Raw genomic sequence first — 25,864 nt, 5'->3', positions numbered from 1 at the left:
GTCAGCAGCAGACGGAGGTGTTCAGAGGGCGGTCGCCCATCGCGTTCAGGCGAGCGATGTTGTCTTCGAGCCACTCGGCGTTTGCCAGCAACGTGGTCTCGAGCACGTCGCGGACCCACGCCGGCAAGTCAGGATTGAGCCGGTAGTACACCCATTGCCCCTGGCGGCGGTCCAGCAGCAGGCCGCATCCGCGCAGCTGTGCCAGATGGCGGGAAATCTTCGGTTGGCTGTCGTCCAGGGCACAGACCAGCTCGCACACGCACAGCTCGCCTTCGCGGGTGATGAGCAAAGTGGCCCGGGCGCGGGTTTCGTCGGACAGGCACTTGAATACGGCGGCAGGATTGAGCATTGGCATGGTTCGATACATGTGGTTATTCGAATATACGTTTTTCCATATGTACTGTGCAAGCCGGCGGGACTCAGGAAGGCAAGGCTGATCAGGTATGAGGTAGACTCGAGGCGTTTCGGCACAAGACAAAGGAGAGGCGAGAAATGGAGTCGTTCAGCGTTCGCGAGTTGAAAAAGACTGACACTGAAGCCTTGTTGGCTTTCGAAATCCGCAACCGTGAATGGTTCGAATCGCATATCGATGCGCGCGACCCTGCGTTTTACTCGTTGCAGGGCGTCGCCGAGCATATCGACAGCTATCTGACCGGCCTGGCCATCGGCGCCTGGCACCCGTTTGTCATCGAGGATTGCAGCCAGGCAATCATTGGTCGAGCCAATCTGAAAAGCATCGACCTGGCGACGGGCTCCGCTGAAGTGGGTTATCGAATCGATCAGCGTTCGTGCGGTCAGGGGCTGGCAACACTGGCGCTGAGGCATCTGATCCAGCAGGCAAGGATGCGCTGGGGGATTACGCAACTGGTTGCCTTTGCCTTCAAGGAAAACCTGGGCTCAAGAAAAGTCCTCGAGCGCTGCGGATTCCAGCTTGAGCAGGCCGCTTGTCACGAAAATACGGGCAACGAAGACCGGTTCGTCCTGTCGATATAGACAAGATCCCCCGGTCAGTCCTGCTGCGCTTGATCTGCAGGCACCTCTTTCCAGCTGTCGTCCGGATCAAAGCGCTTCATCGACTGCGCGAGTTTTTCGCCGCCGGGGCCCAGGTCTTTTTCGAACACCTGGCCTTCATGGCTGATCATGAAACTCATCACCCCGGTGTCGTTGTATATCGCCGGCCAGGCGATCAGGGCAAAACCGCGGCTCATCTTGTCGCCGATGAGGTAGCTGTAGGCGCCACCCGGTGCCGAAGGCCCCTGGCCATTGAGGATGCGGAAGCGGTAGCCATGCCACTCTTCTTCGTCAATCGCCTTGCCGAATGAAGGCCCCAACGGGCTGATCTGGTCGCTGTCGTCTTCTGCCCAGTAGAGCCCGTCGTGCTTGCCGGGGGTGCTGACGATTTTCTGCGCATACTCGAGTGCGCCATCACCGTCCCGATCGACTGCTGCGTAGTCCATCTGCGCGTCGTGATAGGCCAGCACCGATTGCACCGCCGCCAGTTCATTGCGGCCGATCTGGCGTGCGCGGATCTCGGCACTGCCGGCCTTCATGTCGAAGCGCCAACCGCTCTCGACTTTTACCAGGGGAATAGGCAGTGTCCAGTTCTCGGGGCCGACCGCGAGGATGCCCTTGCGCTCGCCGCTTTTTTCAATGTGGTGCTGCTCGCGGTATTGCTGCAAGAACGCATCGACGTCCTTGCGCTGCACGCCTTCACGCGGGATGTAATTGTGCCAGTTATCGCCCAGCAACTCGGTCAGGCGTGCCTGGTCGGCCTGTTCCGTGCCCAGTGCCTGGACAAAGGCCTCTGCGGCCTTTTCCGGGGTTGGAAAGGCCTGCTGGGCCGTCGCCAGGCACGACCACATCAAGCCGGCAGCTATCGCGAGGACATGAGGCCGCAAGCCCGTGAATCCTTTCATTCGAGGATGGTTTTTCAACGACGGCCCCCCCTTTGACGTGCTGGTGGACTGGACGGCCGACTGATCTGGTGACCGGCCGCTCGCGAGGCATTGGGGCGATGGGCGGAGGCCTGGCTGGCCCGGCCACGATTGGCCTGCAGGTTGGCCTGGGACGGCGAGCGTGCACCGGCGAACGCATTGTTGCGGGCACTGCCGGCACTGGCGGCCGGCCGTTTGTTCGTCGCCTGTCGTGTCTGCGCCTGACCCTCTCTGCGCTGATTCAGCTGAGCGCTCTGGTTCCTGGGTTCCTGACGGGCCTGGTTCCTCGGCTGCTGATTCTCGCGGGTGTTTCTGGCCGTGCCCTGGCTTCGGTCGGCGGCCCTCGGTCTGTCGGCACCGGCCTGCGAGCGATTGGCCCCCGCGTTTGCGGACTGGAGCTTGCGCGTTTGATCGCGGGCTTCGAGGTTGCTGGTGGCGGGTCGTTCGATGCCGTGCCTGTCCATCGAACTGCGGGCGTTTTCACGTGCCCGGGCGCGCTGGGCGTTGTCTCCGCGATAGGCTTCGCGCTGGTTGGCGCCGTTCAGTTGCCGACCGTACTGCGCACGGCTCGCATTGTCCCGATAGGGCACGCCATTGCGATGCACCGGGTTGTGCTGCCATTTGTTGTTATTGATCCGGTTGTTGGCATTGATGTTGTTGTAGCGATTGACGTCGATGTCGATGTCGTTGTTGCCCCAGTCACATTCCCCCCACAACGATCCCACGATCGCCACGCCGGCGCCGAACGCCAGTCCGGCCATCAGCGCCTGGCCAGGGTAGTAGGCCGGTGGCGGTGGATAGTACGCGGGCGGCGACGCCGGGTAGGGCCAGGTGCCGTAGGTCGTGGTCGGGTTGTACGTGGGGACGTACACCACCTGCGGATCGGCAGGCTGAATGATGATGGTGGAAGTGCTGGCGGCAGGGGCAGGCTCCGCAACGGGAGCTGAAGCCGTGGCCGCGGGAGCGGGTGCAGGGGCGGGTGCGGCAACGTTCTGAATCGTCACGTTCTGATATTGGTTGCTCTGCAGGTTGCCGGCGGCCTGTGCCTGGCGACGCAAGCGTTGCGCGCTTTCCATGACATCGTCGGGTTGCGCCAGGAAGGCATCACCCAGGCGTTGCACCCACACCGGATCCTGCCCCAGGGTTGCCAGCACCTGCGGGAAGGCCACCAGCGCCTGCACGCTCGGGTCCCACGGCTGGTTCGCCACCTGTTTGACCGCATCGTCACCCTTGGCGTCCGGGTGCGCCTTGGACCAGCTGACCGCCTCGCCGACTTCCCCCGGGTAGGTGGTGGCCATCAGTACCTGTGCAAACAGTGGGTCCGGGTAAAGGGCGATGGGCGCGAGCATCTGGTCCAGCTGTTCCTGGGTGAACACCGGATCCTTGGCCACCGGGGCGACGGGCGCGGTATTGTCCGCCGTTGCCTGGGCCGGAACGGCGGGTGTGGCAGCGCTTTCATTCGCAGCCAGTGCCAGGCTGGAAGATCCGCTCAACAAAAGTACGGCCGACAGCGCATACAGTAATGGAATGTGCATTGCACCCCCCACGTGGTCAGGCAGGCTTGAAATGAATGGAGCAATCCCTTGCAGTGAAAGCCGACTTTGCAAGCCACAGAGCCCGGCCTCGACACCGCTTCCTAATGGTAGCAGCAGATTTCAAAGACCCCGTCCGGCTTTGAAAGGGTGTGATGCCGGTCCTGTTTCCGATCAAGGTGCACTGGCATCGCTTTCGTGTTCTTCGGCAAATGCCATGAAGACGTCGAGGTCCAACACATCCAGCTTGATCCGCGAGATGAACGCGGAGAACGCCAGGTTGGCGGCCAGCAGGCGCAGGTCAGAGGCCCAGGCCGGCAGGTAGGTGGGGCCCTTGAGCCAGCCGGACTCGAACAGCGGCGCCAGGCGCACGGTGTCCGCCAGGCTGAGGCGCCCGGCAAACAAATGCCCGACCAGTTCCGGCCGATTATCGCGGATCGCTATGCGCAGCAAGGTGTGGACGCCGAGCAGACCGGTCAGGTAGGCGGCATCCTTGGTGAACGCCGAACCACCGCGCAGGTCGGCGCCGCGGAACACCCGTTGGGTTGAGCGGAAGGACTCTTCCTGTGTCTGCCCGGCCGCCAGGAAACCTTCGAACACCTGGATGAAGTCGGCGCCCTCCAGCGCCTGCTGGACGGCGAGCACGCGCAGGGCCAGGCGACGCAGGCGGTTGATGTCCATGCTGCCGGTGAACAGCTCGGCCAGGGTGGCAATGCCTTCCTGGGTCTGGGTGGTGCGGGGTGCGCCCAGGCCCAGGCTCATGAGGTTGGGCTGCCGTGCGCCGTTCTGTGCGGTGGCGACGTGCACGAAGGCTTCGTGTTGCAGCAGCTGGTTTTTGTCCAGCTCCGTGAACAGCGCGCTGGCCCGCAGGCGAATGCGGCTCGAACCGGCGATGGCCTTGGCGGCCAGGTTCGGATCGAGCACGACGGTGATCTGGCCGACGCCGAAGAAGCGGTCCAGTTCCGGTTGAATCCAGGCGGCGAAGGCCTTGGCCGGAATCTCCGCCGGGCTCGGTGGAATCCGCGCGCCGCCGAGCAGGGCGTCGGTGGTATCGAGGAAGAAACGCGCGGCGTCGAGCATGCTCAGTTGCAAGCGCGTGTAGTAGAAGTCCGGGCGCCGGTACAGCGCGGATGAATACTGGGTAAAGGCCGGCGTGCCAATGGCCCCGAGCATGTGCCCGGCGGTGGCATAGCTGCGCGCGGTCATGGCGAGGTAATTCCCGGCCGGATGCCCCACATCGCACTGGCTGATGAAGCTTTCCAGGGCGGCGATGTCGGCGCTGTGGTCGCGGGGCTGCAACTGGACCCTGGGCAGTTCGGCACGCCCGCCGCGCCATTTCGCCAGGAAGTCTTCCTCGACGCCATCCGGCCAGGACAGGGCATCGAGCACGCGGATCTTGCGGGTCAGGCCGGGCAGGGCGGCATCGAGTTCGGACAGGGCGGCGCTCATGGACAGTTCCTTGAGGGACGAAGTGACGTTACAAAAGCTTAGTCGCCGCGCGCGGTCATGTGGGGTGCTGGCGAGCCGCTCGGGCGAAGTCGATGAGTGCCTGTCGACCTGCCGTCAGGCGCAGGTCTGAAGCGGCTGGATTTAACGAGTTGCGCAGGTTTTTACTCCATCACCGGCGCCGGCTCTTCATTGGCCTGGGTTTTTGGCGGTTTGATAATCAGCAACAACGGCATGACCGCCAGTGACAACAGCATCAGCAGCTTGAAGTCGTTCACGTAGGCGATCCAGCTGGCCTGCACGTTGACCATTGCGTCCAGGGCGGCGCGGCCGGAGGCGGCCATCGGGTCGAGGTAGCTCTTGATCAGCCCTGCGTCGAAGGCGCGGTTGAAGGGCGTGATGTAGGCGCCGATCTGCTCGTGGTTGGCCTGGATGTTCTGGGTCAGCAGCACGGTGACGATGGAGATGCCGACGCTGGAACCGACATTGCGCGACAGGCTGTAAAGCCCGGTGCCTTCGGCGCGCAGGGAAGCCGGCAGGGTGGCGAAGGCCACTGTGGTCAGCGGCACGAACAGCATGCCCAGGCTGGTGCCCTGGATGAAACCGACCCAGATGACGGTTTGCATCGATACATCCGGCGTCCAGCCGGTCATCAGCCCCATCGACAGCGCTGACAGTCCCAGGCCCGTCAGCAGCAACAGGCGGGTATCGACTTTGCCCAACAGGCGCCCGGCGAGGAACATGGTCAGCATCGTGCCCAGGCCACGTGGGCCCATCACCATGCCGGCGGTCAGCACCGGGTAGCCCATCAGGGTTTGCAGGTAGGGCGTCATCAGCGCCAGTGAGGCCAGGTAGGTGATGCCGACGATAAAAATGAAGATGACGCTGATCGAAAAATTACGGTCCTTGAACAGCTGCGGGCTGATGAAGGGCGTGTCGGTGGTGAAGGTGTGGACCAGGAACACATACAGGGCGACAGCGGCCACTATCGCTTCGACGAGGATTTCACCGGAAGAGAACCAGCCCAGTTGTTCGCCCCGATCCAGAAACAGTTGCAGGGCCATGATCGCCACGCTCAGCGAGCCGAAGCCGAGCCAGTCCAGGCGGCTCGAGGTGTCGGTGGTGGTTTCGCTGACGTAATAGACGATCCCGGCCAGCGCCAGCAAACCGATGGGCAAGTTGATGAAGAACACCCAGCGCCAGCTGAAATTGTCCGTCAGCCAGCCGCCGAGCATCGGCCCCAGCACCGGGCCGACCATGACCGACACACCGAACAGCGCCATGGCCGAGCCGCGTTCCTTGAGGCTGTAGATGTCCAGCAGTATGCCCTGGGACAGCGGCACCAGCGCCGCGCCCGCCAGGCCCTGGAGCAGGCGGGCGAGAATGATTTCTTCCAGCGACTGCGCCAGCCCGCAAAGGATCGACGAGACCACAAAACCGACAATCGCCCACAGCAGCACGCGTTTGCGCCCGAAGCGCCGGGCCAGGAAGGCCGACGGCGGCGTCATGATCGCCGCGGCGACGATGTAGGACGTCAGCACCCAGTTGATCTGGTCCGAACTGGCCGAGATGCTGCCTTGCATGTAGGGCAGGGCGACGTTGGCGATGGTGGTGTCGAGCGCCTGCATGATCACCGCCAGCACCACGCAAGCGGTGATCATGCCGCGATGGGCCACCGCTTCGCTCGGTGCCTCGCTACTCATGGGGGGCGGCCTTGCTCGCGAGCAGCCCCGAGAACATGGGTGGCAGGCCACGGGCCGAGCCGGTGTCGATTTCGGCCTGCACACTCATGCCGGTGCGCAGCGGCGGTTTTTCCCCGGCATCATCGATGCTGATGCGCACCGGAATCCGTTGCACGACCTTGACCCAGTTACCCGTGGTGTTTTGCGCGGGCAACAACGAGAAGCTCGAACCCGACGCCGGGCTGATGCTGTCGACGGTGCCGTGCCACTGCACGCCGGGGTAACTGTCGACGCTGATCGCGACCGGTTGGCCGGGTTTCATGTGGGTCAGTTCGGTTTCCTTGGGGGACGCCGCCACCCACAGGTGATCGGCCGACACCAGGCTGATGCCCGATTGCGGTGGTTGCAGGTAGGCGCCGACCTGCAGCGAATCGACGTTGGTCACGACGCCGTCGAACGATGCCCTGACCACCGAGTTGTCGAGGTTGCGCTGCGCCTCGTCGACGGCAGCCTGGGCGATCAGGTACGTGGATTGACGTTCGACCGGGGTCTCGATGTTTCCGCCCAGTTGCGCCAGCACCATCTGCGCGGTAGCCCTGGCCACGGTGATTTTTTGCCGGGTGCTGTCCAGCGCGTGCTTGGCATCGTCGTAGTTGGTCCTGGACACCGCCGAGACACTGAGCAGGGTTTGCTGGCGCTGGAAGCTGGCCTGGTAGTAGGCGAGGTCGATTTGCGCCTGGTCGATTTCGGCCAGTGCTTGCTTGTAATTGGCCTGGAGATTGAGGATCTGGTTGCGCACGTTGCTCAGCTGCGCCCTGGCACTGGCCAGCGCGATCTCGAAGGGCTCCGTCTTCAGGGTGAACAGGACTTGGCCCTTGACCACCCGCTGGTTGTCTTTGACATCGATCGAGGCGACCAGGCCCGAGACATCGGTGGAGACGCCGACACGATCAGCCTGTATGTAGGCATTGTCGGTGGAAATGATCTGCCCGCCGGTGACATACAAATAGCCGCCGACCACCAACGCGATGGGTAACAAGGCAAAGAGCGTGGTGCGCACGAGCTGCCGTTTTTCAATCATGACGATGCTCCTGTTCTTCAACGGGAAGACTGCAGGCGTCGATCAGGTTGGACCTCATGCGCTTCATCATCTGCAACAGCAGTTGTTCCTCCTCGGCAGAGAATCCGCGCGTGGCTTCCTGGCGGGTCGTTCGGCCCATGTCTCGCATCAGTTGCAGCAGTGGGTGGGCCTGCTCCGTCAGGAACAGCAGGGACAGGCGTCGATCCGTGGGATGACTGCGACGCTCGATCAATCCGCGTTCGGCCATCTTGTCCAGCAGGCGCACGAGGGTGATCGACTCCAGTTCCAGTAAATCCGCGAGGCCCTTCTGATGAATGCCCTCGTTGGTCGACAACATGGCCAGCACTTGCCACTGCGAGCGAGTGAGGCCGACATGCCGCGCGCGTTGCTCGAACCGCTTGCGCATCAGCCGGGCGCTGTCGTGCAGGGCAAAACCAAGGGTCAATGGGTCGGTCATGGTGATATCTGCTGCTGGAGAGTTAGCTCATCATAGTTGAGCTTGTAATTAGTCAGCTATCTATATATGCGGAATAATTGAGGTGAATCGATTCTCTGGACGCGGCCCGCCTCCATCGCTGGCAAGCCAGCTCCCACAGGATTGGCGGGTATACAAAAATTCTGTGAACAACCGCAATTACTGTGGGAGCTGGCTTGCCAGCGATGAGGCCCTCACATTCAACATCAATGTCGCCCGACACACCGCCATCGCTGGCAAGCCAGCTCCCACAGGATTGGCGGGTATACAAAAATTCTGTGAACAACCGCAATTACTGTGGGAGCTGGCTTGCCAGCGATGAGGCCCTCACATTCAACATCAATGTTGCCTGTCATTCCGCCATCGCTGGCAAGCCAGCTCCTACAGGGTCAGTGGGTGTACGCAGTATTCGTGAATAACCGCAATTACTGTGGGAGCTGGCTTGCCAGCGATGAGGCCCTCACATTCAACATCAATGTCGCCCGACACACCGCCATCGCTGGCAAGCCAGTTTCTACACAGGCACTATGCCTGCGGCCGGTAAACCAGGCCTCAGAGCAGGCTCCACGACACTCCGACGTACATCGCCATGCCTTCGCCAGGCGTGGAGCGTGCTGCGTCCAGCCCTTTGTCGTCGTAGCCAGGCGTGACGGTGGCGGCATAGTGTTTGTCGGTCAGGTTGCGCAGGTCCAGCCAGGTCTGCCAGTCGCCCTTGGGTGCGTTGTAGCCCAGGGTCGCGCCGAATATGGCGTAGGGATCGGCGTAGTAGCTGTTGGCATAATCGACCGCCACTTTCGACGTCCACTGCGTGTTGACGGCGGCGAAGAAGCCTTGCGGCCAGTCGTAACGCAGTTCGCCCTGGTAGTAATGCATCGGCAGGCCGGGCAGGCGGTTGTCGCCGAAGCGCTCATCGTCGCGATAGTGGAAGTCACTGAAGGTATAGCTTTGGCGCAGGCTCAACTGGCCGCCATCGCCCGGCGACCAGAGGGGGCTGAGCAGGCTGGCTTCAACGCCCTGGTGCACGGTGGGGCTGGCATTGAGTTCGTAGGGCGTGGTGGCGTTGGCGTCCGGCAGCACCGAAAGCAATTCATGGTGCACCTGGGCGTAGTACCAGGCCAGGCTCCATTGCCCCAGCGTGCTGTCACCGCGGCCACCGATTTCCAGGGTGGTGGCGGTCTGGTTTTGCAGCTTGACCGGATCGCGCTGGGCGCCCGTGGCAGGGCCGCTGCCTGCGGGGAAACGAATGTTGGAGCTATAGACCAGCGACCACGGATGCGGTGCCTCGACCGAACGGCTGAGATTGCCGAACAGTTGCAGGTCGGGTGTCAGTTGGTAGCGCAGGCCCACGCGCGGAGCGTAGTCCCAGTCGTTGAGGCTGGTCTTGCCGCCTTCTTGCGGGTAGGTCACGTCACTTTCACGACGTGTATAGATGGCGGCCAGGCCCGTGGTCAGCCACAGGTCGTCGGCGATTTCCAGGTCGTTGCCCGCATGCAGGACCGTGTCCGAGCCCTGGTAGGTGAAGTTGCGCATCAGCGTGCCCGGTGCGTAACCGGCAGTGTTGCCGGTGGGGATGCGCACGAACTCGCTGGCGCCGGCATTGGGCAGATGTTTGGTCGTTCGCAGGCCCACGATGCTTTGGCTTTGCAGTCCCCAGAGCGTGTCGCGACGCTTGTAGTCGAACGTACCGCTGACATCCGTGTACGCCACCTTCAGGCGGTTGGGCCCCTCACGCAAGTCCATGGGGTAGTCGTGGTAGACGAGGCCGGTCTGGATGCTCGAATCGTCATCGATGTACCAGGTGGTCTTGTTGCCGATAAAGGTGCTGCCGGGCTCGTCGCGACGGTCGTCCCGCGCCACGTAGGTCGGGTTGGCCGCCCGTGGGTCGTGCTCGATGGAGTGCTTGGTCACCCGTCCCGCGAGGTCGTTGTCGGTCTGGCGGTGGCGCAGGTAGAAGCGTGTTTCCAGGTTTGGATTGAAGCGATAACCGAAGTTGGCGATCACGCCTTGGCTCTCGCTGGCCGTGTGGTCCTGGTAGCCGTTTGCGTTTGCGTCGGTCAAAGCCATGTAGTAATCGAAGTCGCCCAGCACCTGGCCGGAGCTGACCTGGCGTTGCTGGTAACCGTGGCTGCCGGTCGCATAGCGCACTTGCAGCTTCGGCGCGTCGTAGCCGGTGTGGCTGACGTAATCGATGGCCCCGCCCAGGGCCAGGGCACCCCGGTCGAAACCGTTGGCGCCGCGCAGCACTTCCACATGGTCGAGCCACAGCGGCTCCAGCAACTCATAGGGCGTGCCGCCCGGGCCGGTCAGCGGCAGGCCGTCGAGCAGGGTGTACAGCCCCGAGGCATGGGCGCCCGGGGCGCGGTTGATGCCCGATCCGCGGATCGAAACCTTCACCCCTTCGTTGCCCGCCGACTGGGCATAGATCCCCGGCTGGTAGGCCAGCACATCCTGATTGCTGGCCACGCGCCCCTGCAACGGGCGGCGCATGTCGACCACGTTGGTGCCGCCGGGCACCTGGTCCAGCCGGGCCCTGGCGTCCTCGATCGTGCGGTCTTCGTCGCTCGGGTCCTCGGCCCCGATCAGCACTTGCCCGAGCTCCAGACCCTGAGCCTCGGTCATGGCCGGACAAACCAGGGCCAGGCCCAGCAGCGCGGCGGGCAATGAATTAGGCGAGGGCATCGGGGAAACTCCAGGCGTGCAGGGAATGGGCAATGAACAGTGCGACGCAAGGATGAACGAAGGGAGCACATGGAAATTTTGTTTTTTGCCCACCGGATATTTCCGGTGGCGTTGACGTCACCGCAAAACCCGAGGCTTCTTGGCAGCCTTGAGTGCTTGCCGGGTTGCAAAGAGTGCAGCAAGACGCGGAACCTCGCAGGCTTGAGGCCCGCAAGTGCCGCGATGGCCCGCCGGGGGGGGAGCCACCGAAGTAGAAACGTTAAAGTATAAAGTCCGCCGTGGTCGCGCTGTTGAGTCCGACTATCTGGATGGCGAATTCGGCGGCGCTGTCGGCATCGGTATTGCCGTAGAGCACGCCCCCAGAAAGCTTCAACTGGCCGGCCGCACTGAAGGCTGCGGTACTGCCGATGATCGAGGTGAAGGCTTCATTGGTGGCCGTCGCCGTGATGGCATCGAGCGTCGACAGATCGATCTTGTCGGCTCCCTGGACGAAGTCGCTGATGATGTCCCAGGTGGAGCTGGTCAGCCCCGTTTCAGCGACGGCGTTGAAGTCGAAGATGTCGTTGCCGGCGCCGCCGGTGAGAACATCCTTGCCCATCCCGCCGATCAGGATGTCATTGCCGGCGCCGCCGTTCAGCTGGTTGGCGGCGGCGCTGCCCGTGAGGGTGTCGTTGTAGTTGGAGCCCGTGAGGTTTTCCATGCCCAGCAGGGTGTCCGAGCCTGAGCCGCCGGTGGCCTGGGCCGTGGTCACGGCCAGGCTGGCGGTGACGGCGCTGCCGGCATAGAGGTAGGAGGCGGTGTCGACGCCGGTGCTGCCATTGAGCACGTTGTTGCCGGCGCCGGCATAGAGGGTGTTGTTGAGGCTGTTGCCTGACAAGGCGGCGGCCCCGGTGGCGAGGACCCGACCGTATTCGACATTGGCGCCGAGGGTGTAGGCGCCGAGAGAACTGTAGACCGTGTCGCTGCCGCCGGTGCTGGCCGTGGCATTGGTTTCGATAACGACGTCGCCCGCGTTGTCGACGTAGTAGAGGTCTGAACCATCACCGCCCGTCATCCTGTCAACGCCTGCGCCGCCATCCAGAACGTCATTGCCCGCCCCACCGTCGAGGGTATCGTTACCGCTGCCACCGTTCAGAAAGTTGGCCGCGGCGTTGCCCGTGAGCGTGTCGTTGTAGTTGGAACCGGTGAGGTTTTCGATGGCGATCAGGGTGTCTGAGCCCGAGCTGCCGGTGGCCTGGGCCGTGGTCACGGCGAGGCTGACGCTGACGGCACTGCCGGCATAGAGCCAGGACGCCGTGTCGACGCCGGTGCCGCCATCGAGGACGTTGTTGCCGGTCCCGTCATAGAGGGTGTTGTTGAGGCCGTTGCCCGTGAGGGCGGCGACCCCGGTGGCGAGGATGCGACCGTTCTCGACATTGTCGCCGAGGGTGTAGGCGCCGAGAGCGCTGTAGACCGTGTCGCTGCCGCCGCTGCTGGCCGTGGCATTGGTTTCAACCACGGCGTCGCTGGCGTTGTCGACATAGTAGATGTCGGACCCATCGCCGCCGGTCATGCCGTCGGCGCCAGTGCCGCCATTCAAGATGTCATTGCCCGCACCACCGGCGAGCGTATCGTTTCCGGCACCACCGCTCAGCAGGTTGGCGGCGGCGTTGCCCGTGAGCGTGTCGTCGTAGCCGGAGCCGGTGAGGTTTTCGATGGCGATCAGGGTGTCGGCGCCCGAGCCGCCGGTGGCCTGGGCCGTGGTCACGGCCAGGCTGGCGGTGATTGCGCTGGCGGCATAGATGTAGGAGGCGGTGTCGAGGCCGGTGCCACCATTGAGGACGTTGTTGCCGACCCCGGCATAGAGGGTGTTGTCGAGGCCGTTACCCGTCAGGCCGGCGATACCGGTGGCGAGGACGCGCCCGTTCTCGACGTTGGCACCGAGGGTGTAGGCGTTGAGAAAGCTGTAGACGGTGTCGCTGCCGCCGGTGCTGGCCGTGGCATTGGTTTCAACCACGACGTCAGCCGCGTTGTCGACGTAGTAGATGTCGGAACCATCATCCCCCGTCATCCTGTCGACGCCTGCGCCGCCATTCAAAAAGTCATTGCCGGCACCGCCGTAGAGGTGGTTGGTGGCGGCGTTGCCGGTCAGCGTGTTGGCGAGATCGTTACCGGTGCCTGTGAGCGCCGCGCTGCCCGTGAGGGTCAGGTTCTCCTGGTAGTTGCCGAGGGTGCGGCTGACGCTGGAAACGACGGTGTCGACGCCGCCGGCGGCGGAGGTTTCGCTGACCACGTCGCTGGCATGGTCGACGTAGTAGATGTCATTGCCCAGGCCGCCGATCATCACATCGGCGCCGGCACCGCCGTTGAGCGTATTGGCGGCGTCGTTACCGGTCAGCGTGTTGGCGAGGCCGTTACCGGTGCCATTGATCGCCGAAGTTCCGGTAAGCGTCAGGTTCTCCAGGTTGGCCCCCAGCACCCAGCTCACCGCCGACTTGACCGTGTCAGTGCCGGCACCCAGCTCTTCACGAAGTTGAATCAGGCTATCGCCCACTGCATAAGTATCATTGCCAGCGCCCCCGGCCAGCAGCATGTTGCCCTGACCGTTCAGCGTGTCATCAGCGCTCCCGCCAGTAACCTCCAGCCGTACCGCGGTGCCATCGGCACTGAAGCGCTGGACATGGATACCGTCATTGACATGACTGGACTGTCCTTGAGACACCCAAGTCACCGCCCAGCCGCCGTCTTCCAGAGACGTGACCTTGGCGACAACCTGATAGCCGTCGGTGGTGGTGTTGACCAGCGTTTCGCCACCGACGGTTTGGCCCGCGGCGTTGTAGCGCTGGGCATAGATAGCCATATCGCTGCCATCCTGCGCGCCGCCCGCTTCCCAGGTCACCACCCAGCCGCCATCAGCCAATGCCGTTACATCGGAGAAACTCTGAGACTGAGTGGCATAGTCAGGGCTGTTTATGACGTGGGTTTCACCGCCGACCGCCTGACCATTGGCGTTATAGCGCTGGAAGTAGATATCGCTACCATTGGCAGCTACGCTGAAGGATGACCAGCTCACCAGCCAGCCACCATCGTTCAAGGCCGTGACCGCAGGAAAGTACTGGTCATTCAGCGTATTGGTGTTTACCTGAGTTTCGCTGCCTACCCTGTTACCTGTTGCATCGTAACGCTGGGCATAAATATCGAAGAGGTTGTCGCCCGGGTGAGTCGCATGCCAGGTCACCAGCCAGCCACCGTCCTTCAGGGCCGTCACGTCAGAGCTGCCGTGTACGATCTGATTATCCCCTGTCGTCGTGTTGACCTGGGTTTCACCCCCCACAGCCGTGCCCGCTGCGTTATAGCGTTGGGACTCGATCGTGAAGTTATTGCCAGCGACGTCCCGGGACATCCATACCACCAGCCAACCACCGTCATTCAGTGCTGTAACAGCCGGGCTGTCCTGGCTTTCAACCGTGTGGGTATTGACGCGCCATTCATCGCCCATGGGATCACCAGCCGCGCTGAACCGCCGGGCATAGATGTCACCACTCCCCCCAGTGTAGAACCAGGTAACCACCCAGCCACCGTCAGCCAGCCCGGCGACATCGGAATTTTGCTGAGCGTATAGCGAATTCAAAGGCGCGACAGTAATCTCATCGCCCAGCTTCTCGCCTGCTGCACTGTAACGTTGGATTAAAATATCGCCCGAATCAGAGGACTGCATGGACACCAGCCACCCACCGTCGGCCAGTCCGGTAATGGAGATACTGTCCACAGTCATCGGCGTCAGCGTACTGACCCGGCTTTCACCGCCCGCCTTGACGCTCAGAACCCTGTCGGCGAATTGCAGGCTTTCGATATTGCGCAGGTAATCGGTACCCTCATCGCCATCAGCGACATTCAGGTCGGTGATCGTCAGCTGGCCGTTGCTCCATCCAAAACGGTAGTCGCCGGCGTTGCCCGTATAGATAGCCGTATCCTGGCCCGCGCCGCCGTCGAGGGTGTCGTTTCCTGCGGCGCCCGTCATGCTGTCAGGTCCACTTGTCCCTGAGAGGTTATCGTTTTCCGTTGTGCCGTTGACTGTGGCCAAAGTTGATTTCCTTTCTTCCAGGTAGCAGGTGGAGCCCGGGCAAGGGCGTTGTCATTGAACGCTGCCGGACAGGTTTAAATCGTGCAGGACACTTTATAGAGATGCACTGAAACAACATAGTGGCCTATTGCTGTTGAGGTTGGGACGGCTGTGACCGCCTGATCACAGTTCCTTCAGGAAGCCCAGTAGCAGTTCATTCACCTCTGTCGCGCGTTCTCGTTGTATCCAGTGACCGGCCTCTTCAAGGATATGGCAGCCGCGCAGTCCTGGCAGTGTCTGCGCGAAGGCTTCGATCTGCCGCGCGGAGCCCGGAAACTTCAGTACGCCGTCGCGGCTTCCGGCAATGAACATCGACGGCTGGCGGATGATGCAGTCGCGCCAGGGCGCCAGCAGTGCCCATGAGCGTGTCATGTTGCGGTACCAGTTCAAGCCGCCGCGAAATCCGCTGCGGGTGAATTCGCGGGTGTAGTAGGCGATGTCGTCGAGGCTCAGCCAGGCCGGCAAGGTGTCGGGCTCGATCATCCGTCCCAGGAAGCCTTTGCCCGGCAGCAGCTGGCCGAACACAGGCCAGTCGGGCCCGTCACCCGAGCCATTGAAGTAGATCCGCCGCAGCGACGACTCGACATCCCTTTCCAGTTCGGCCTCGGCCACACCCGGTGTCTGGAAATACTGGATGTAGAAGTCGCTGATACCCCGCGCGGCCAGCGCGCTCAGGAGTTCCACCCGGCCCGGCGGCGAGAAGGGCACGCTCATGCCGACCACTGCGCGGAACATGTCGGGTCGCATCATGGCTGCGCTCCAGGCCACCAGCGCGCCCCAGTCATGACCGACGATCACGGCTTGCCGTTCGCCGAGTGCGTTGACCAGCTCCACCATGTCGCCGACCAGGTGCAGGGTGGTGTAGGCGTCAGGCTCGGCGGGGGCTTGCGTGCCGCCATAGCCGCGCATGTCGGGCGCGACCGCTCTATAGCCGGCCCCCGCCAGCGCAGCAAGCTGATGGCGCCACGAATACCACAGCTCCGGGAAGCCGTGGCAGAGCAGCACCAACGGCCCTGAACCCTGGGACGCTACCTGCATGCGGATGCCATTGATGTCGAGTATTTCCAGGTGGGGCTCGTTCATGTGTGCTTCCTGCAATTCAAGCGATGGACTCCAGCAACCGTGGCAGATTCACCAGCGCCTGCTGCTTGCAGACAGAGAGCCGATGCAGCTGTGCCAGTTTGCCGGTGTCGGTTTCTTTCAAGCCCCTGACCACCGAGGTCAGGAAATACAGGCGCGACTGCCTGATCCAGCGGGTCAGGTCTTCGCGCTCTGCCCAGCGTAGTTGGTTACCCAGGTTGACCGCCCACATCCTGAGCCAGTCCGTGGGGAGGTGAGGCGGGGGGACCATGGTGCACAGCGCGTTCATTTGCGCCTGATCGGCCAGGTGGCTTTCGACATAAGCGATCAGGGCGGCGCTGAACAAGGGTTGGCAGCTGCTGATCATCAACAGGTTGATCTTGCTCGCCTCGAACACCGTCATCTCGGGCAGTGACGGGATGGCACTGGCGCTGCAGTCGATGTGCAGGGCATCCGGGCGGGTGGCGATGCTGCCCTGATCGAGCACGATGCGCGTTGGCTCGATCACCTGCACCTTGCCCAGGCGCACGATGTTGTCGATGCGCCGCAGCTCGCGCAGTTCTGTCTGGGTGACGGTGGCGCAGCGATAAGCCGTGGGTTCGACCGACGTGTCCAGGCGCAGCAACTGGCCGGACGCCTCAAGCCTGGCGAACAGGTCAGGGATCGATTCTGCGCCTGCGATGGCCTCGAATTGTGCCGTGAGGCCGCCGATGGTTCGTTCGAAGTTATCGAGGCCGGGTTGCAGGTTGGCCCGGTCGATCAACCATGGATCGCTCGGCATGATCCAGCAGATTTTTGCCGGCTCGACAGCGTTTTGCAGAAGCCACAGGCAAGCGTCGATCCCGGTCTTGCCCGCTCCCACCACAACGTAGCCCGCGTGTGGGTGCTCGATCTTCGGTAGGTGGTTGGGTGGCACGCATTGCACGCCGGGCTCCACCCTGAACCTGGGCGGGTGGGTCGAGGGAACTGCCGTCTGGGTGTGGGTGGCGTCGACCAGCTTTTTGTGCACCCGCACCCGATGGCGTGTGCCGCTGACCAGCGAGGCAAAGCGGTGGTCGTCAAGGCGATCGCCGGTGTAGTTGCACATGGGGAAGTAACGGACTCGACCTGACGGCAAAAACTGCTGGTTCATCACCTGGTCGAAGTAGCTCAACACCTCGGCGCCGGAGGCCAGCTCGTGCAAGCCCTCGTTCAGTTGCGCAGGGTGTTTCGTTGCGTTGCCCAGTTCGCGTGAGTTGACGCCATAAAAGGCCGAGGGCTGGTGCAGCCGCACGAAAGGGTAGGCATCGTTCCAGTGCCCGCCAGGCCGGTCGTGTCGATCCACGATCACGATGTGTGCTGTCGTTTCCTTGAGCAGTGTATCGACGAAAGCCATGGCCATCGCGCCAGCACCGATGACCAGATAGTCGGTTTCGATCAGATTTTCTTCCATATGCATGTGCCTTTCGTCCCCCCTCGACCTGAGTAGAGTAGCTAGCAATACCCGGCCCAATAGAACGAATGCGTATCACGAGCACAACCGATGGAAGGTTTTCATGCGCAAAGCGCTGCAGTCTCGATAATCAAGGGCCCGGACTGGCGTATCCGGGCTTCGATCTGCCGCGCCTACAGGCAGTACTGGCTGGTGGGCAGCACGTCGATCTTGTCGAAATCAAGGAAGCGGCTGCAGCTGTCCATCATCGTGGCCAGGTTGCGCTGGAATTTCGCGTCGTCGCCCACCGCATCGAAAAAGGCCTGGGGATCGGTCATGGCTGCCGGCGGAAAACATTCTTCGACTATGGCATCGATCCGTGGGGCGCCGTGGGTCAGTGCCAGCACCACCAGGTTTTGCACGTACTGGAAGTTGTCTTGGGTATCCACGGCCACCGCTGTGTGATGGTTGCGCCAGATATCCAGCCAGGCCTCGGGGGTCAGGCGTGGCGGGCGGGTCAGCAGGGCCAGCTGGGCAAACCCGTGGGTACGCTCACCGGGCGTCGCGGGGAAGCGCGTATTGGCGATGGCCACCGATTCGCAGACCAGGTAGGCGGCCATGCGCGCCGTTACCGCATTGATCACGTCATCGAAAGGGCGACGTGCCGGGCCGTTGGCACTGTCCAGCCACAGCGACAGGCTGCCATCGGGCAATGGTCGGTTGTTTTCCTGGCGCAGGCCGGCTGCAGGCTGCACATGTGCGTCGCACAGGTTCAATTGCACGCCACGGGCACCGAGTGCCTGCAATTGCCCGGCGACCTCACTGCGCAGGCGGTGGGCGAAGGTAGCAGGACTGACTTGAGTATCACGCCACAGCAGGTAGATGACTTTTTCCATCGCTATCGAGCTCCTCGTTGCGGTTGATGGCTGGACCCGCCGTCGTGCTGCCTGGTCCGTCCGAATGGTCTGGCCCGCATGCGGGAAACCCTCTGGCGCCATAGTCAATCAAGGTCAGCCCCCGGTAATACCTCAAACAGACTATTGACCAACAATGAGGGGGTAATGGCCACGCTCGACGTCGGGCAGCCCTGCAGCTAAGCTTTCGTGCGCTGGGGCGGCAGTCAGAAGTGTTGCCTTGGAGCGTCTATTTCGGGCAAGGGAGCCTGCGCCATGAGTGCACAACAGAGTCATTACAGCCCGCCGACCCTCCTGGTGGTCGATGACACACCCGATAACCTGATGCTGATGACTGATCTGCTCAAGGATCGCTACCGGGTCAAGGCCGCCAACAGCGGTGAAAAGGCTCTACGCGTACTTCAGGGCGACACGCTTCCGGACCTTATCCTGCTTGATGTGATGATGCCTGGGCTATCGGGCCATGAGGTGGCGCAGCAGCTGAAGCGCGACCCGCGTACCCGCGATATCCCGATCATCTTTCTGACGGCCATGGCCGCCACCGAAGACGAGATCCTTGGCCTGGAGCTGGGCGCCGTCGACTACATCACCAAACCGATCAGGCCGGCGCTGGTCCTGGCGCGGGTGGATACCCAGCTCAAGCTCAAGGCCGCTCAAGCATTCCTGCGTGATCACAACGACTATCTGGAAAAGGAAGTGGCACGCCGGACCCGCGAGGTGAGTGCGATCCAGGATGTGGCCATCCAGGCCATGGCTTCACTGGCCGAGACTCGCGATAACGAAACGGGCAACCATATCCGGCGGACCCAGCACTACATCAAGGTGCTGGCCGAGCATCTGCGTGATCATCCGCGTTTCAGTCATTTTCTTACCGACGACACCATCGAGTTGTTGTTCAAGTCGGCGCCGCTGCACGACATCGGCAAAATCGGCATTCCCGACCATATCCTGCTCAAGCCGGGACGCTACACCGAGGAAGAGTTCGAGATCATGAAGACTCATACGACGCTTGGGCGTGACGCCATCCAGCATGCCGAGGACCAGCTTGGCATTCGCGCCGAGTTCCTCAGCCTGGCCAAGGAAATTGCCTACAGTCACCAGGAAAAGTGGGACGGTAGCGGCTATCCCCAAGCGCTGGCGGGTGACGACATCCCCATCAGCGCCCGGTTGATGGCCGTGGCGGACGTCTATGACGCGTTGATCAGCCGTCGGGTCTATAAATCGGGGATGCCCCATGCGCAGGCAGTCGAGATCATTCGTCAGGGGCGAGGCACGCACTTCGATCCGGACGTCTGCGATGCCTTCCTCGATTGCGTTGAACAGTTCCAGACCATTGCCGCGCGTTTCGTCGATACCGATCAGGACATGGCCGCCAAGCGGACGGCCCTGGAGCGTACCGGCCAGACTCCGTGAACCCGCTGTTACCCCTTTGTCAGTGTTTTCACCAGGTCCTTGAGGATAGTCATGGCCCGATTGCGCAACCTGCTTGAGCGCCTGGCGCTGCTTCACAAACTGATCCTGGGTTTCGCTGCGCTGCTGCTGTTGGTGCTGGTGCTCGGCGTGCAAAGCCTGCGTACCCAGCAATCGCTGAAGCAGGACATGCAGAACCTCTATCTGCAGGAACTGGTCGGCATGGAGCACCTGCAGGAAGCACGGGTGCTCCTGCCGCAAATGATGCAAGGATTGCAGCGCGCGGTGGGCACCGACAGCGCACAGATTCGCGTCGAATCCCTGCAGCGGTTGCGTGATACCCAGGACCGCCTGCAGCAGTCTGTGGCCCAAGCAAAAGTGACCCTCAAGCGTGCGGAAAACCTGGCGCGTCTGGCTGAATTCGACCTGCTGCTGCAACAATTGCAGGGCCAAAGCGACCGGGCCTTCGTGTTGATCGACCAGGGCCAGCAGAGCAAGGCGCTGTTGTTGCTCAACAGCACCGAGTTCCAGCAGATTGCCCAGCAGGCCGACGCCCTTTTGTATGCGATCGCCCAGATCAAGGAAGCTTCGATTCGCGACACGGCCAAGGACATCGCCGAGTTTGCCGAGCACAGCACCATGCTCACTTATGTACTGTTGTTCGGTGGCTTGTCGCTGGCGTTGCTGTTGTCCTGGGTCGTCAGCCAGTCGATTCGCAATCCGCTCAACCGGGTGCGGGTGGCGGTCGATCACTTGGCCTCGGGGCAGCTCGATCAACCGATTCCCCACACCGACCTGAACAACGAAACGGGCGACCTGGCGCGCGCCATCGCCAAACTGCAGACCGAGTCCCAACAGCTTGAGCGTCAACGCTGGATCAAGGCGCATACCGCACAATTGCAGGTCGATCTGCAGCAGGCAGAAACGCCGGAGGAACTGGCGCAGGTGTTCCTGCAATGTTTGGCGAGCCTGCACGGAATTTGCCAAGGGGTGCTGTACAGCGCACAGGAGGACGCCGGGACGCTGCAGCTGATGGGGCGTTATGCCACCGATCCCGAGCGGCCACCCGAGGCGCAAGTCATGTTCGGCGATGGCCTGCTGGGGCAGTGCGCGGTGGATCGCCTGCCACGTCAGTTTCAGGCGATGCCGGAGCAATACTGGCGCTTGCGCTCGCCGCTGGGCGAGGTCCCGGCCCGTTGCCTGCTGCTGCAACCCATTGTGCGTGGCGAGCGCTTGCTGGGAGTGCTCGAGCTGGCTGGCCTGGAGCCTTTGGGCGAACGCGAAATGCTGCTGTTGCAGGAAGCTACCCCGCGTTTGGCCGCGGCCATGGCGATTCTGGAGCGTAATCAGGCGGTCAAGACCCTGTTGGCCGAAACCCGGCGCCAGGCCAATGAAATGTCGGCACAGGCGCTGCAACTGGAGCAGCAGGCGCAAGCACTCGAATCCCAGCAATCGGCGTTGCGCGCGACCGAGGCCTGGTATCGCGGGATTATCGAAGCGGCGCCGGACGGCATGCTGGTGGTGGATGCCGAAGGACAGATCCTGCGCACCAATCGCCAACTGGATCAGTTGTTCGGCTATAGCGCCGGCGAGCTGCTCGGCGAGTCCATCGATCGCCTGGTGCCGTTGGCCAGTCGAGGGCGTCACGTGGCGCTGCGCAAGGGCTTCATGGCCCACGGCGAAACCCGCCAGATGGGCGCCAACCTCGACGACCTGCAAGGCGTGCGCAAGGACGGCAGTCTGTTCTCGGCAGAGATCAGCCTGTCGCACCTGCCGAGCCTGGAAGGGGGTGGAGCATGCGTGTGCGCTTCGGTGCGTGACGTGAGCGAACGCCGTCATCTGCAGGCGGCACTCAAGGCCAGCGAGGCACAGTTGCGCTCGGTCCTGGACAGCAGCCCGGTGGCCATGGTGATCAGAGACGTCGATGGCCGTCCGACCTACTGTAATCCGCAGTTCGACAGCTTGTTCGGAACGCGTCTGGCTGAGCTCGAGGGTGTGGATCCGGGGCAGTTCTGGGTCGACCCTGCGGCGCACCAGCGCTTTCTTGAAGCGGCATCGCAAGGTCCGGTGCTGAACTTCGAGACGACCCTGAAACGTGCCACAGGCGGGCGCGTCGACGTACTGGTTTCGTCCGTCACGATGACGCCGGGAGAGCGGGGCATGGGGGCCAACTGGTACTTCGACATCACCGCGCGCAAGATCGCCGAGGCCGAGGTGCAGCGCGCACGCGAGGCCGCGGAAGAGGCGACCCGGGCCAAGAGCAATTTCCTCGCCACCATGAGTCACGAGATCCGCACGCCGATGAACGCCATCATCGGCATGAGCTACCTGGCACTGCGAACCGAACTCGACCACCGCCAGCGCAACTACATCGAAAAGGTCCATCGTTCAGCGGAATACCTGCTGGTGATCATCAACGACATCCTCGACTTCTCCAGGATCGAGGCCGGCAAGATGCACCTGGAGCACATTCCCTTCCACCTCGAGGACGTGCTCGACGGCTTTGCCAGCATGATTGGACTGAAAGCCGAGGACAAAGGCCTGGAATTGCTGTTCAGCACCGATGCCGAACTGCCGACTGCCTTGATCGGCGATCCATTGCGTCTCGGCCAGGTGCTGATCAATCTGGGCAACAATGCGACGAAGTTCACCGAGCAGGGCGAGATCGTGCTCGGAGTAGAGCGGCGAGGTTCGGCAGCAGAGCAGGTGCAATTGCATTTCTGGGTACGTGACAGCGGGATCGGCATGAGCACCGAACAGTGCTCGCGCCTGTTTCAACCGTTCAGCCAGGCCGATAGCTCGACCACCCGCAAGTACGGTGGCACCGGGTTGGGCCTGGCCATCTCCCGGCATCTGGTGGAGTTGATGGGCGGACACATCTGGGTCGAGAGCGAGCCGGGCCAGGGTTCCACTTTTCATTTCGAGGTGAGCCTGGGCGTGCAGCGCGACAGCCAGTTGCGGCGCATGGTGACTGCCGATGAGTTGCTGGGCAGCCGTGTATTGGTGGTCGATGACAACGCCAGCGCGCGCGAGATCCTGTCCAGCATGGCGCGCAGTTTTGGCGTGGAGGTGGACGTCGCGCACAGTGGCCGGGCCGCACTGGACATGCTGCTGGAGGCTGAGGCGAAGACACTGCCCTATGATCTGGTGCTGATGGATTGGCGCATGCCGGGCATGGATGGTGTGGAGACGGTACGGCAGATGCGTGCCGCCAAACTGGCGCAAACGCCGTCGGTGATCATGGTCACGGCTTTCGGTCGCGAGGAGGCTCGTGAAGTGGCCAGCCGGCACGGCATTCAACTGCCGGTGGTCCTGACCAAGCCGGTGACGCCGTCCACTTTGCTTGAGGCGCTGGGCACAGTGCTCGGCAAGATACCCCAGGCCGATACCCGCACCAGCGAACGACTCGGTCAGAGCGCCAGCGCCATGGCCAGCCTGCGTGGCGCGCGATTGCTGTTGGTGGAAGACAATGAGCTGAACCGCGAGCTCGCCTGTGAACTGCTGGAAAGCGCCGGTATCGAGCTGTGTCTGGCCGTTCACGGCGCAGAAGCGCTTGAGCAACTGGCGCGTGACGCCGACTTCGATGGCGTGTTGATGGACTGCCAGATGCCGGTGATGGACGGTTATACCGCGACCCGCAAGATACGTGAGCAGCCACGCTGGGCGAACCTGCCGGTGATCGCCATGACGGCCAACGCCATGGCGGGAGACCGTGAGCGGGCGCTGTCCTGCGGCATGAACGACCACATCTCCAAGCCCTTGAACGTCGAGGATATGTTCGCCACGATCGCCAAGTGGATACATCCGCGTCCTGACCGTGGCGCGAAGTCGGCGGAAGTTTCGCCGGGCACCACGGCGACAGCGACGAGACTGCCCGCCAGCCTTCCCGGTATTGATTTGAAAGCGGGCCTGGGCACCTGCATGGGCAAGGTTGAACTCTACCTGCGCCTGCTGCGCAAGTTTCGCTCCAGCCACCAGGCTTTTTGCAGCGAGTTCCTCGCTGCCCGAGGCCCGGGCGATCCTTTGGCGGCTGCCAGGCTGGCCCATACCTTGCGGGGCACGGCGGGCAACATTGGTGCCGTTGCAGTGGCGAACGCGGCCGCTGCGCTGGAGCAGGCGTGCCAAAGCGCTGGCGCCGAGCAAGCGCTGGCCGAGCGGCTGGCGGAGGTTGAACGCCACCTGACACCGGTGCTGGAAGGACTATCGGTACTCGGCGAAGCGACATCGTCCGCAGACTCATCAACCACGCCACTCGACAGCGCATGGCATGTGCAATTGGCCCACACCCGGTCTCTGCTGGCCGAGAGCGACACCCAGGCCCTGACGGCCTTGCTCAAACTCCAGGGGCTGGCTTCGGACCCGAAGATGGCCGAGCAGTTGCACCGGGTTGTCGAGCAAGCGCAGTGCTTCGATTTCGATCAGGCGCTGGAGTTACTGGAAAGCCTGTCCTGAACATTCAGTCGGTGGATAGTCATGGCTCATGCGCATGAGAGCGGGTGAGCGTTCGCTTTTGGCCGATTTCGGCTTGTCACGACGGGCTGTAATCGACCCATAGCGGCCCTCCATGTGGGGCAGAAACCGGCTAGAAGCCGCCAATGGAATACCTGTTTGGAACAACACTGCCTGGCAAGCCGGGCGTGACCTAACCTAAATTTACATTAATTTTTTATAGTGGCTTTCGACCTCGTAAACAGCATCAAGCAAATCATCATCCTCTGTCCACTCCCCAACTCCACGAGTCAATCCAAGGCCAGTTCCTTGAGGAACTTCGCCCTTTGATGGTCTCGGAAGCCCGCCAGAGATTGCCATATCGCGGAAGCCCATAAGATTTTTCACTGTTGTGTCTGCAGACTCAACAATAAATGCATCCCTGGTACGCGCCTTTATTTTTTTTGCAATAGCGATTGCAACATCGAGCAATCGAACAAACTCTTTTGCGGCAGCATCAACAGCGATCATTTGCTAAAGCTCCGAGTTTCAATGGTCCAGTTAGGGTCAAAATTTGAAACGACACTGTACGCCATCACCGTTAAAGGCTGTCCATCTTTACCAATTGAGGGGAGACCAATCTCGGTATCAGATCAAGCATAGCCATTTACTTTCCAGCATTACATTCACCGGCAGATACTGGCCGATTTCTGCCTGCCACGATGGGCAGAAATCGACACTTTGCTGACATTCACAGCGCGGTTCGCGGGAATGATTCGCTATACCTTGCCCGGAGAGAATAGTGAGCGCAATTTGGCCCCCCAAGTGCGTTCGTAAAATGGCTTCACAGATTTGAGCATGTAATTGCTAACTCCCGATTCGCCCTTTTTGAGAACAACAAAATCAACCGCGTCCCCCTTGGGGGCTGTATCCGCGGCCACTGAGCCAGCTTCCTTCATTGCCTCAGCAAGGTCCTTATCACCGTCAAAACCAACGACCAGTGACGGTTTTTCACTGCTTGATGGATCTTGCATTAAGCACAAATACGCAGCCTTAACAGCCGAATGCTTCGCCAGAAGTGATGTGAGCGCGGACACCATCTCTGATGGATAATTGGCTGGCTGACCGAGCAGTACCTTGGTTTCCTTCTGAACTACTCTAGTCTGCGGAGCATGGTTCACACCCGTTTCTAGTAGTGCATGTATTTCGTCAGGAAAGAACTCTTTGCCATAGGATGAGGCTGGGTTGAGCATCAAGAATGACCCAAGGGTCATTTCAAAGAAGCTTTTGGCTGGTAAAGCCACATATTTCGACTCTTCCTTCAAGGCACGCTGCAATGCTTCGAGGCTGGTGAAGAACGGAATGATTGGCGTACCGTCATTCTTTTCCCAACTCACTATTGATAACTTGTCGCCGGTAGGAATTGTTCTAATTTCTTCGCCTTCAGAATCTGTAAAGCCGATTACGTAAACATCGGACGCCATTAATGCCTTGTAGAACTCGGGGCGATTCGCCGGATTGTCGGCAGCGAGCATTAGCTTTCGCTCAAGATCATTGGATGGTTTGCTCACGAGAACTCCTGTAAGCGCAAAAAGAAATAGCGATTCGAGAGAATCAATTTGCCATCATTCCAATGAGCCACGCTAGAGGGAAATCTGAAAACTTCGCGAACTTTACGTCGAATAGCCCG

Annotated in this window: 17 protein-coding genes; 3 read left to right on the top strand and 14 right to left on the bottom strand. The window is 61.8% G+C overall.

What is annotated here, in order from left to right; all coding sequences use genetic code 11:
• Position 1: 1 nt before the first annotated feature.
• Complete coding sequence (locus EI969_RS05595; RefSeq protein ID WP_160386406.1) at positions 2-349, bottom strand: metalloregulator ArsR/SmtB family transcription factor; 348 nt, start codon at positions 347-349, stop codon at positions 2-4.
• Between the two features lie 143 nt (positions 350-492).
• Here EI969_RS05595 and EI969_RS05590 point away from each other — a divergent pair, with 143 nt between their 5' ends.
• Positions 493-993, top strand: coding sequence for a GNAT family N-acetyltransferase (locus EI969_RS05590; protein WP_160386346.1), 501 nt, complete (start codon positions 493-495; stop codon positions 991-993).
• Positions 994-1,007: 14 nt separating this feature from the next.
• Here EI969_RS05590 and EI969_RS05585 read toward each other — a convergent pair whose 3' ends face one another.
• The 11 genes from EI969_RS05585 to EI969_RS05515 form a co-directional block, all read right to left on the bottom strand.
• Complete coding sequence (locus EI969_RS05585) at positions 1,008-1,916, bottom strand: DUF2950 domain-containing protein (RefSeq protein WP_160386344.1); 909 nt, start codon at positions 1,914-1,916, stop codon at positions 1,008-1,010.
• 14 nt (positions 1,917-1,930) lie between these two features.
• Positions 1,931-3,469 carry a DUF3300 domain-containing protein gene (locus EI969_RS05580; protein WP_160386342.1) on the bottom strand — a complete coding sequence of 513 codons (1,539 nt, stop codon included), beginning with the start codon at positions 3,467-3,469 and terminating at the stop codon, positions 1,931-1,933.
• Between the two features lie 171 nt (positions 3,470-3,640).
• Positions 3,641-4,915, bottom strand: a complete 1,275-nt coding sequence (locus EI969_RS05575; RefSeq protein ID WP_160386340.1) for a flavohemoglobin expression-modulating QEGLA motif protein — start codon at positions 4,913-4,915, stop codon at positions 3,641-3,643.
• 161 nt (positions 4,916-5,076) lie between these two features.
• Entirely contained in the window at positions 5,077-6,615 is a 1,539-nt protein-coding gene (locus EI969_RS05570; RefSeq protein ID WP_160386338.1) for a DHA2 family efflux MFS transporter permease subunit, read from the bottom strand.
• On the bottom strand, positions 6,608-7,675 hold the full coding sequence (locus EI969_RS05565) for an HlyD family secretion protein (RefSeq protein WP_256678233.1): 1,068 nt from the start codon (positions 7,673-7,675) through the stop codon (positions 6,608-6,610). The genes EI969_RS05570 and EI969_RS05565 overlap by 8 nt, the downstream gene beginning before the upstream one ends.
• Entirely contained in the window at positions 7,668-8,132 is a 465-nt protein-coding gene (locus tag EI969_RS05560; RefSeq protein WP_160386336.1) for a MarR family winged helix-turn-helix transcriptional regulator, read from the bottom strand. The genes EI969_RS05565 and EI969_RS05560 overlap by 8 nt, the downstream gene beginning before the upstream one ends.
• Before the next feature lie 570 nt (positions 8,133-8,702).
• Positions 8,703-10,829, bottom strand: a complete 2,127-nt coding sequence (locus tag EI969_RS05555; protein ID WP_160386334.1) for a TonB-dependent receptor domain-containing protein — start codon at positions 10,827-10,829, stop codon at positions 8,703-8,705.
• A 259-nt stretch (positions 10,830-11,088) separates the two neighbouring features.
• Positions 11,089-14,892, bottom strand: coding sequence for a hypothetical protein (locus EI969_RS30765; RefSeq protein ID WP_305989796.1), 3,804 nt, complete (start codon positions 14,890-14,892; stop codon positions 11,089-11,091).
• Positions 14,893-15,054: 162 nt separating this feature from the next.
• Entirely contained in the window at positions 15,055-16,014 is a 960-nt protein-coding gene (locus EI969_RS05525) for an alpha/beta fold hydrolase (protein ID WP_160386332.1), read from the bottom strand.
• Positions 16,015-16,030: 16 nt separating this feature from the next.
• Positions 16,031-17,443: an NAD(P)/FAD-dependent oxidoreductase gene (locus EI969_RS05520; protein WP_160386402.1), complete on the bottom strand. Its 1,413-nt coding sequence runs from the start codon at positions 17,441-17,443 to the stop codon at positions 16,031-16,033.
• Positions 17,444-17,616: 173 nt separating this feature from the next.
• The gene (locus EI969_RS05515; RefSeq protein ID WP_160386330.1) at positions 17,617-18,318 is read right to left on the bottom strand and encodes an EthD domain-containing protein; all 702 of its coding nucleotides are present in this window, start codon (positions 18,316-18,318) and stop codon (positions 17,617-17,619) included.
• A gap of 273 nt (positions 18,319-18,591) precedes the next feature.
• On the opposite strand from EI969_RS05515, the gene EI969_RS05510 reads away from it, so the two are divergent.
• Together EI969_RS05510 and EI969_RS05505 are read left to right on the top strand one after the other, a co-directional pair.
• A complete protein-coding gene (locus tag EI969_RS05510) occupies positions 18,592-19,749 on the top strand; it encodes an HD-GYP domain-containing protein (RefSeq protein ID WP_160386327.1) in 1,158 nt (385 codons plus the stop codon).
• Positions 19,750-19,800: 51 nt separating this feature from the next.
• Positions 19,801-24,198, top strand: coding sequence for a response regulator (locus EI969_RS05505; protein WP_160386325.1), 4,398 nt, complete (start codon positions 19,801-19,803; stop codon positions 24,196-24,198).
• Positions 24,199-24,399: 201 nt separating this feature from the next.
• Here EI969_RS05505 and EI969_RS05500 read toward each other — a convergent pair whose 3' ends face one another.
• Positions 24,400-24,705 (bottom strand): hypothetical protein, encoded by a 306-nt coding sequence (locus tag EI969_RS05500; protein ID WP_160386324.1) that lies wholly within the window; start codon positions 24,703-24,705, stop codon positions 24,400-24,402.
• 248 nt (positions 24,706-24,953) lie between these two features.
• Positions 24,954-25,745: an enhanced serine sensitivity protein SseB C-terminal domain-containing protein gene (locus EI969_RS05495; RefSeq protein ID WP_371925863.1), complete on the bottom strand. Its 792-nt coding sequence runs from the start codon at positions 25,743-25,745 to the stop codon at positions 24,954-24,956.
• Positions 25,746-25,864: the final 119 nt, after the last annotated feature.

Origin of the sequence: Pseudomonas sp. PB101, from assembly GCF_009764265.1 — a bacterium.
Classification (GTDB): Bacteria; Pseudomonadota; Gammaproteobacteria; order Pseudomonadales; family Pseudomonadaceae; genus Aquipseudomonas.
This window is presented reverse-complemented; position numbering and strand designations above follow the sequence as displayed.